Below are 7,933 nucleotides of genomic sequence, written 5' to 3' on the forward strand. Positions count from 1 at the left end.
AGGTAATACTGGCTTATTGCAGGCGCGTCGGGCGATCCTTCCCCATCAGCTCTGCAATGCGTTTGGCGATGGCTTTCCAGGTGGCGACGCCCGCCTCGTCCTGTGCCAGCGCGAGCGCGCCGATCTGCTCGGCGACATGAAGCGGTGCATTCTCACCATGGGTTTTCAGCACCTGGTTGGCGCAAGCCCAGAGTTCCCAATCGCTCAACATCAGCCGAGACGTCCAACAAGGCCGAGGAAGAACGCGATCAAACCATAGCCCACGACACTGCTGGCGAGGAGCAGTTCAATATTGAATTTGGAGCGAGGAGGGCGGGGTTGTCCTGCTGGCCAGATCTGATCGCAGATGAGCTCGTTGAAACCTGCGCGGCGTCCGCAGACTTCCACTTCGCGTCCGAGCAACCGGCGTGTTCCACGCCCGGTGTCGAGTTCCCACACCCCGCCACCCGAATGGAGTTCAAGTCCGAAGGGGCCTTCGGCAAGACGGCCTGTCAGACAGAGTTCCGGGCCTAGCGGCACGCAGGCCCCTTCCAGTAGCGATTCCAGTGCAGCACAGTGCGTGTCTGGATCATGGAGCAGGAGAGATCAGCCCCGCTTGGCAGTCGGCACCAGGCAGCCGTCCGGTTGCCGCCTGCCGAACCTTCCGACCGGCACGTCAATCTCGGTCCACGAACCACGACATGCCCTGTCGAGATGGTCCCGCGAGGGCCGCCAAGAAGATCGACGAGCGCGTCGCGCGCTTCGATTGCCGACGCGTCGGGGCAAGGCTGGTTGGTCCGGCATGTTCCTTCCATTTCGCGCGCGGCGATCCCGGCGATGCGGACATGGGGGCCTTCGGCGCACCATATGGGCCCGTCGCCATCCCAGACATGCGTGGGTGTGCAGGTAAAGGTCTGGCCGGCAGCGACGATCGAGGCAGCGAGGAGGGCAAGCATTGGCGAGCTACCTAGCGAAGCGCGCGGCCGAACCAAAGCACGCGGCCGACGATATTGATCGTCCGCTTCTCCAGTCCGCGCCAACTGGGATAGGCCGGATTGTCGCTGAGCACCGAGACCCGCTTGCCTTGCGGCTCGATTGCGACCCGCTTGACGCTGAGCATGTCGTCCATGCGCAGCACATAGATCCCGTCGCGCAGCCGCGACTGTCCATCGTTGAGATCGACCATGACTTCATCGCCGTCATGCAGCGTTGGCTCCATCGAATCCCCGTGCACGGCGATGATCGAAAGGCTCGTCGCCTTGCTTGCGGTCAGACGGCGCAGCCACTTCTCGTCAAACCCGAACTGGGCGCATTTGGATTCCATTTCGGCCAAAGCGCCGTGCCCCGCCGAGGCTTCGACATCGAGAACCGGAACATGGACCAGTTCGACGACCGGGCCGGATCGCCGCTCGGGAGCGCCAAGGATTTTTTCGTCCACGCCGAAGAAGCGGGCGAGCACGGAGCGGTCCTGCTCGTCCAGTTGGCGGGGACTGCCGCGGCGGATGTATTGCTGGATGTAGGCCGCGTTGCGTCCGAGAAGGCGAGAAATCGAAGAGTAATTACAGCCTCGTTGCCGGATCAGATCGTCCAGGGCTTTGCGTGCATCTTCCATCGCGCGGCGGGTCCTATCGCATCCGTCTAGGAAATTAGATCCTAGACTCTAGGAAGTCTTCCTAATAAGAACATAACAAGAACGCAAGCGGAAAGCGAGTCGAAGGCGATGGAGCTCCTGGACCAGATTGAGGGCTACTTGGCGCGTAGCGGTACGAAGGCCAGCATGTTTGGTAGGCAGGCAGTTGGGGACCCACGGTTTGTTCAGGATCTTCGCGAAGGCAGAAGGCCAAGGGAAAAGACGCGGCAACGTGTAAGGCAGTTCCTAGAAGGAAACCCCTAGCATCCTATCGAATATATCATCATGATGTAGACAAGTTTTTACAAATTTATGGAAATCTATTGAATCCTCACAAGGACCTTGTCTTCATTTATGCATTCTTGTTTTTTCCTTTCTAGTTCTATAGAGCGCTGTTGTGATCGTGAAGACATGCCAAAAACGTCGGCCTTGCGCAGCAAAACGCGTCGATCACTCCGAACAATCACGTCTTGTCGTTTCAAATCTATAGTGACTGACGTGTCGGTTTCGGGAAATGAATTGCGCCTGCCTGAAATGCGGAAGAGGGTGGCGCGTCGACGCATAGGGTCGACGCGGATAATGTGTTCATCATTCATCTCGCCTGACAAATACAACGCACATCCGATAAAGCACCTGATAATCCCTTCGAGTTCAGCCACACGCCTGTTGTCAATTACAAGCCGACCATCCTCGTCGATTGCACCTAGCCTACTTTTAGACGCTCGAAGAATCGCATCAACTGTGCGGTGTGGGTCTGAAAGGCCATGAAGATATTCCATTGCTTGTTCGACGAACTGCTGCTGGCTTCCGAAAAGGTGGCGGATGTCACGAACAATCGAAGGGCCTGGCCGGGCGGCTGATCGAGACCGGTTCAGGATGTTCAGCGCCTGATGGACCAGCAAATCCTCACGACGCTGTGCTTCTGCTTGAGCAAGGAGCTCATCGCTGATCCCTCCGCCTCTAGTTGCATCGAGTGCGCGCGCGAACGAAACCCGTTCCCTGACGAGGATATCATGAACATCTGACGGTATCTCGTCGGGGTGAGGCATTCGTCCGCGTTGGGCAGCAAACGCTGCGACAACATCGATTACGGGAGCAAGCCGTTCCTGAAGATGCGGCTGAATTGGCTTTGATCCGACTGGCCGGTCGCTACGATATGCGCTCGTCGAGGCCCTGCGCCCGCGTCTACGCTCCAGAAGGAAATCTTGCTCTTCCTCAGGTGAACGGAATAGCGCGAAAATTCCAGGAGCAAGTGCGATCGGCTCAACGTCAACAACTTGCGTCAACAGTGCTTTGAGTTCGGCCTGTTGGAAGTACTTCTGGAATGTCCCTCTTGTCGTAAGGTAGCCATCGCCGAAGGGTTTCAATCCGTCTACGGGTACAGCCCCGACGACCATTACTGAGACGATGAGCACGCGCCGCGTTAGACCCCAAGCTGTGGTGAGGGCGTCCACTCTCTCGACCGGATCTTCAATTACATTGAGGACGAAACCGATGTTGACGACTTCCGCCTCCCGTCTATCTCGGTCCGTAGCAAAATAAGGATCCCATCCATTGGCCTCAATGCCCGCCGCTGCGAGTGCACGCAGATCGTCGCCCTGACCACAGCCATAGTCGAAGACGGTCACGCCCGGACGGACCAGCCCATGTCTCACTGCGAGGGACATGGGTTGGGACAGCGTATGACGGACCATCGCCGTGCGATGACGCTGGACCTCTACGCTCATGATTCCACGACCTCGTCGCCAACTACCAGTAGACCTGCCGCAGCAAGACGCGCCGACCAGAGCTTCTGTCTTCCAATCAGGTGACTGTTTTCGAAAAGGCCCTTTTCCACTAGCTGCTTCGTTGTCGTTGCCCATCTTGCCACCCTCGGGTCTCGATCGCCAAATAGCTGTTCTTTTCTATGAAGAATTAGTGGGTTTTCCGATCGACTGAAGTCTGTGCGCTTGGTTTCGCCAGTTGATAAGTTCAATCTCGTCGACGCGATCAGACGTGGAAACGCGGCGCTATCGAAGTCCTCGTATTCAAGAAGGCCGACAATGTCACCTTGAAGTCTCGCGACATTCCAGTTCACGCCTCTCGATATGGCGGTCGCCTTGTCGAGCAATTTGCGTGCCTCGGGCGCCAGCTCTGCAACTGCCGTGCGGTGAACATAGAGTGCCCCCCGAACTACTTTCCCAACCGACATCTATTCTGCCGCTTCCCGTCTCACCTCCAGCCACGTTTCGATCACGGCGTCGGCAAGCTCCTCAACCTCGTCATCCCCGATGAAGGGGACCTGCAGGTAGATCTTATCATCGGTGTCCAATTTTGCGATCAAGTGTCCTTTCCCCAGTAGGCGGTCAGCTCCCACCTCTCCAAGTGCGATACGGGAACTTCCTTCGTCGCCGAGGTGCAGGATCAGCTTGTTGCCCAGGTTGGTTCTCAACTGCATCGTCATCACTTGGTTGTCGGCTCGTTGGTACACCATGAACAGGTGGAAGCCAGCGGCGCGGGACTTGGTAGCGATCTTGTTGATTAGGCCATCGACTTCCTTCTTGAACTCGTCGTCCTGCATCCAGTTGGCAACTTCATCAAAGAAGATGACGATGCGCGGCATTTTCCGTTCAGGCTGCACCTTTCGATTATATTGATCGATGTTGCGGCAGTTCTCTCGGCTAATCTCGTCGTACCGCCGGTCCATATCGGCGACCAAACGCTCAAGTAATGCCAGAGCTTCGTCCTGGTCGTCTATGATCCCGCCCCTCAAGTGCGGAAGTCGCCGCGCCCAAGCGTAGTCGACCCCCCGCTTTGGGTCGATCAGATGCATTTCCAGTTCATCAGGACTGTTTAGGGCACAGAGGTCGAGTATGAGGTTAGTAACAAGGATGCCTTTGCCGCTCCCGGTCGTCCCTGAGACGAGACTGTGGGGCGCCGCCCGTTCTTGCGAGAGATAGCCGCTGGCAAGTGGTAGGTAGCACAAGCTTCCGTCGTCTTCCTTCTCGCCCAGAAGCGGCGAGGTCCGCTGCCCTTCGACCGGGTCAGATGCGCGTTTTAGCCAAGCATCAGCAAGATGCAGGATAGCCCGCGCAGGCCGACGCAGTCCGATCGCGATCTGACCGGGCAAAGGGGATATCCGCACGATGTCGAGACCATAGCGCGTCAACAGGTCGGTTCGTTTTCTCTCCAGCCAAGCCACAGTCAGGGTGCGTCCCCCCACATAGACGAGGCCAGTGTTCGGCGTGAGCCGCTGCCCCATTACCGGAGCGTCCATTCCCTCGCCTTGCAGTGCGGCGCGGAGGGCGTCGATCTGCGACGCTAGCCAGGAATTGCCCTCCGCCTCATCGCCTGCATTTCTGAGGCGATGAAGCACCGAGTTAATCCGCTGACTCCAAGGACCATTGGGCTCCATTGGGTCATCGTCCACGGCGTCTTCAGTTAGCAGTTTAGCTTCTTCATCAGGTGTTGGCCCGTCGGGCTGAGGATCACGTTGTGGCGGAGCGTCATCTGGGGGACTGTTATCGCCCATGCCGGCATCACGCTGCTGCGCTTCGGGCTGTTTCCCTTCAATCGTCTCGTCGAAGGACGTTGACTGGGGCCACCCAGTGGGAACGTGGACTATCCCGGGTTGCGCGTCATCGGCTAGGCCCCGCAGGGCTTTGGCGGTTTCAGCGCGTGAGAATACCCATTGTGCGAGACGTCGTCGGTCGGCGATAACCTTGGCCTCGTCGGGTAGATGAGGCATCGGCTCGAATACCGTGTCGAGTTCATGGCTGAACACTATCGAGTGACCGTCGACAGATATGGGGAATGAGCCGTCTCTCAGCCCTTCAAGCCACCGATCTTGAGTAATTCCGCCAACTTGGTCGAAGGGGTCCATGTGTTCGAGGACCATGTCCGCGAGGCGATGCCGCCAGATCGCGGGGTCGAGATTGGCAGATCCTCCGAGCAAGCGTTGGTTGAGCGCAGTCCAGGTTGACTCTAGTTGCCCTGCGGAACGCTTACGCTGATCGGAGATCCCATCCTGTCCGACGTATTTCGCCTCGGCAACTACAACACGGATTTCCGGTCCGTTCGCACTCACTGCGAAGTCGATGGCTAGTATGTCCGCCATCTCTCCGGTCAGATCGAGCCAGTCGCGATAGTCATCGAGGAAAAACCATGCAGTCCGGTTCTCGCGATCAACCTTGAGCAAGCGGTCCAGTTCGCGTTGTGAAAGGACGAGCCCAAGCAGTTCGTGCGCGTAGTTCGCCCATTGTGCACCGCGCATGACAACGCCTCCGGAGAGCTGTGCCGCGCGGATAAATAGCTGATGGCGCAAAGCTGAAAGATCGTCGGTTCCGATGCCTTGGAGCAAGATGCCAACGTCGACGTCGATGCAGTCGCCAAGGTCGTCCTCGGTTATCTCGGTCGAGACGATCACGTTGTGCGTCGATCCCGGCACGCTAAAGTATCGGATGATGCGACGTTCGTTGGTGGCGATCAGCCGCCGATCCGCGACGCGATCGAACGTCATGACCCAGTTTCCGAGGCTGTGCGCCTTGCCGAGGATTTGACTGACTTCGCCTGCCTTGAATTCTACCTCCTGAACGGGGAGCCAAGGTTCTGGATTCGTTGCGACGTCCCGCATCATGATCGTGCGGAGGGCGTCGACGTAAATACGGCCCGCCAATGGCTGCCGCGGGGCTGTCAAATAGAGCGCAGACGTGGTGTTGCCTTTCCGGAACGGGCGACGTTTCGACCGAGCGGTAGGGACGAACGTGGCAAAATCTTCGCTGGACCCGTCGTCAAAACCCTTAGTCCATCGCACATTGCTGCTGCGAGCGATCACGTCCCGTAGAAGGACGACATCGTTGGCCTTCTGGGTTTCCTGAGCCAGAGTTTCCGGGCTGAAGATGCCTACGCGCAGACGCGAAAGGAAATTGCGGGCGGCCTCGCTGGCGAGGCTCGTGTCGATCTCGTGGCTTATGCGGCGGTTCTGCCTTTCGTAAACTTGCCGAAGTCGGATTGGATCGTCATCGGTAACCACCAGTTCGCACCTGATTTCGCTGTCGTCCTCGACACGACGTGACAATCCATTCGCCATTGCCAGAGGGAGGTTCTCTGAATCCGCGTTGAGAATGACGACCGAGAAATTGGCGCGCTCGTGAGGCCGCAGCTTTAGATACTCGTTGGCGACGCGGTCGAAAGCCTTGATGGCTGCGTCTGTGGGTTCGTTAGTGACACCATGTTGGGATCCGCCGGACAGTGGTTCGAGAAGGCTGTAGTCCATCACTGCCTGGGTTTCAGCTACGAGTTGTGCGTCGAGGCCAGGAAGCACGGCGACATCGCCGTAATACGTCCCGCCAAGGGTTGCGATGCGGTCCTCTACGAAGTCCTCTACTCCACTGCGCTGTTCTTGATTGCTCGTGACAACGTCAGTGATGGCACTGGCCAATTGGCGTGCCTTCGCCCCGATTTCGGCGAGCCGCAGCGGATGCCAAGGAGTCAGTATCGCGGAGGGGGTGTCTCCGTCGATCAAGATGAGCCCGATGCGCGCCAGAGGGGCAAGCAGATCCCGGATGCACAGTTCCTGAGGGGCTATCGTCATGACGCTACGAAGCAGGTCACCATAGACCTCGGCTTGGAGAAGAAGCTCGTCGGCGCCCACTCCGGTGCCACGGAGGAGCGCTTCGATCGCTGCGCCATAGGCAGTAATGAAAGCATCGTAAGCGTTACCGAGTTCCTGTCCTTCGGTCGCTGTGATCACACCGCTCTCGACGATCGCTTCCAGCGACTGCGGCCAAGTGACGTCGATCCGATTCTCGTCACGCCCAGGATTGGCGAGCAGGCCCTCGCTCTGTTGGAACGCATCCAACACCGTGCTGCGCTGTGCCAGATCAACTACACTTGGCGCGGCATTCCGGCTCGCTCGATTATGATGGATGCGACCTGAAATGAGGAAGGTCGGCTGTGTCGCATCCTGCTTGCGAATTTGACGTAGATCTATCGACAAGGATAAGCCGAGCGCCTCTGGCTTCGGCTTCCAAGTCATCTGCGCCCGATTTGCGTGGGGCTTGCTCGTCCGGTTCTTCCTAAGGGCGTCTAATTCCTCGGCGGTTACCAGATACGCCTCGAACTCGAATTCCGTTGCTGCCTTGCCAACGCTCGCATTTTCCTCCTTTACGCTCTGCTCCCATTCGCCTTCCCAACAGCGACCAAAGTCGAGGACGGCGTGAGGTGCGAGTGTTCCCCGTCAGCACCCATGGCACAGATTTGAGGTTGTAATTAAGGAGGGTTTGGGCTTCGTCGTAGTGACGAAGGAACGAAGATGAAGCCCAAACCCTCCTTGAAAAATTCACT

General features: G+C 57.9%; 7 protein-coding genes. All 7 read right to left on the reverse strand.

All coding sequences use genetic code 11. From position 1 onward, the window contains the following. Positions 1-13: 13 nt before the first annotated feature. Positions 14-211, reverse strand: a complete 198-nt coding sequence (locus tag Q0897_RS03655) for a hypothetical protein (protein ID WP_299307538.1) — start codon at positions 209-211, stop codon at positions 14-16. Continuing rightward, the gene (locus Q0897_RS03660; protein WP_299307539.1) at positions 211-519 is read right to left on the reverse strand and encodes a DUF5818 domain-containing protein; all 309 of its coding nucleotides are present in this window, start codon (positions 517-519) and stop codon (positions 211-213) included. The genes Q0897_RS03655 and Q0897_RS03660 overlap by 1 nt, the downstream gene beginning before the upstream one ends. Further along, positions 510-935, reverse strand: a complete 426-nt coding sequence (locus Q0897_RS03665) for a hypothetical protein (protein ID WP_299307540.1) — start codon at positions 933-935, stop codon at positions 510-512. Before Q0897_RS03665 ends, Q0897_RS03660 begins: the two co-directional genes overlap by 10 nt. Positions 936-946: 11 nt before the next feature. Beyond that, the gene (locus tag Q0897_RS03670; protein WP_299307541.1) at positions 947-1,591 is read right to left on the reverse strand and encodes a S24 family peptidase; all 645 of its coding nucleotides are present in this window, start codon (positions 1,589-1,591) and stop codon (positions 947-949) included. Between the two features lie 338 nt (positions 1,592-1,929). Then, complete coding sequence (locus tag Q0897_RS03675) at positions 1,930-3,336, reverse strand: DNA phosphorothioation-associated putative methyltransferase (RefSeq protein WP_299307542.1); 1,407 nt, start codon at positions 3,334-3,336, stop codon at positions 1,930-1,932. Beyond that, the gene (locus tag Q0897_RS03680) at positions 3,333-3,719 is read right to left on the reverse strand and encodes a hypothetical protein (RefSeq protein ID WP_299307543.1); all 387 of its coding nucleotides are present in this window, start codon (positions 3,717-3,719) and stop codon (positions 3,333-3,335) included. The genes Q0897_RS03675 and Q0897_RS03680 overlap by 4 nt, the downstream gene beginning before the upstream one ends. Before the next feature lie 81 nt (positions 3,720-3,800). Then, positions 3,801-7,625 (reverse strand): FtsK/SpoIIIE domain-containing protein, encoded by a 3,825-nt coding sequence (locus Q0897_RS03685; protein ID WP_299307544.1) that lies wholly within the window; start codon positions 7,623-7,625, stop codon positions 3,801-3,803. Between the last annotated feature and the right edge of the window lie 308 nt (positions 7,626-7,933).

This window comes from uncultured Croceicoccus sp. (assembly GCF_947496385.1).
Lineage (GTDB): Bacteria > Pseudomonadota > Alphaproteobacteria > Sphingomonadales > Sphingomonadaceae > Croceicoccus.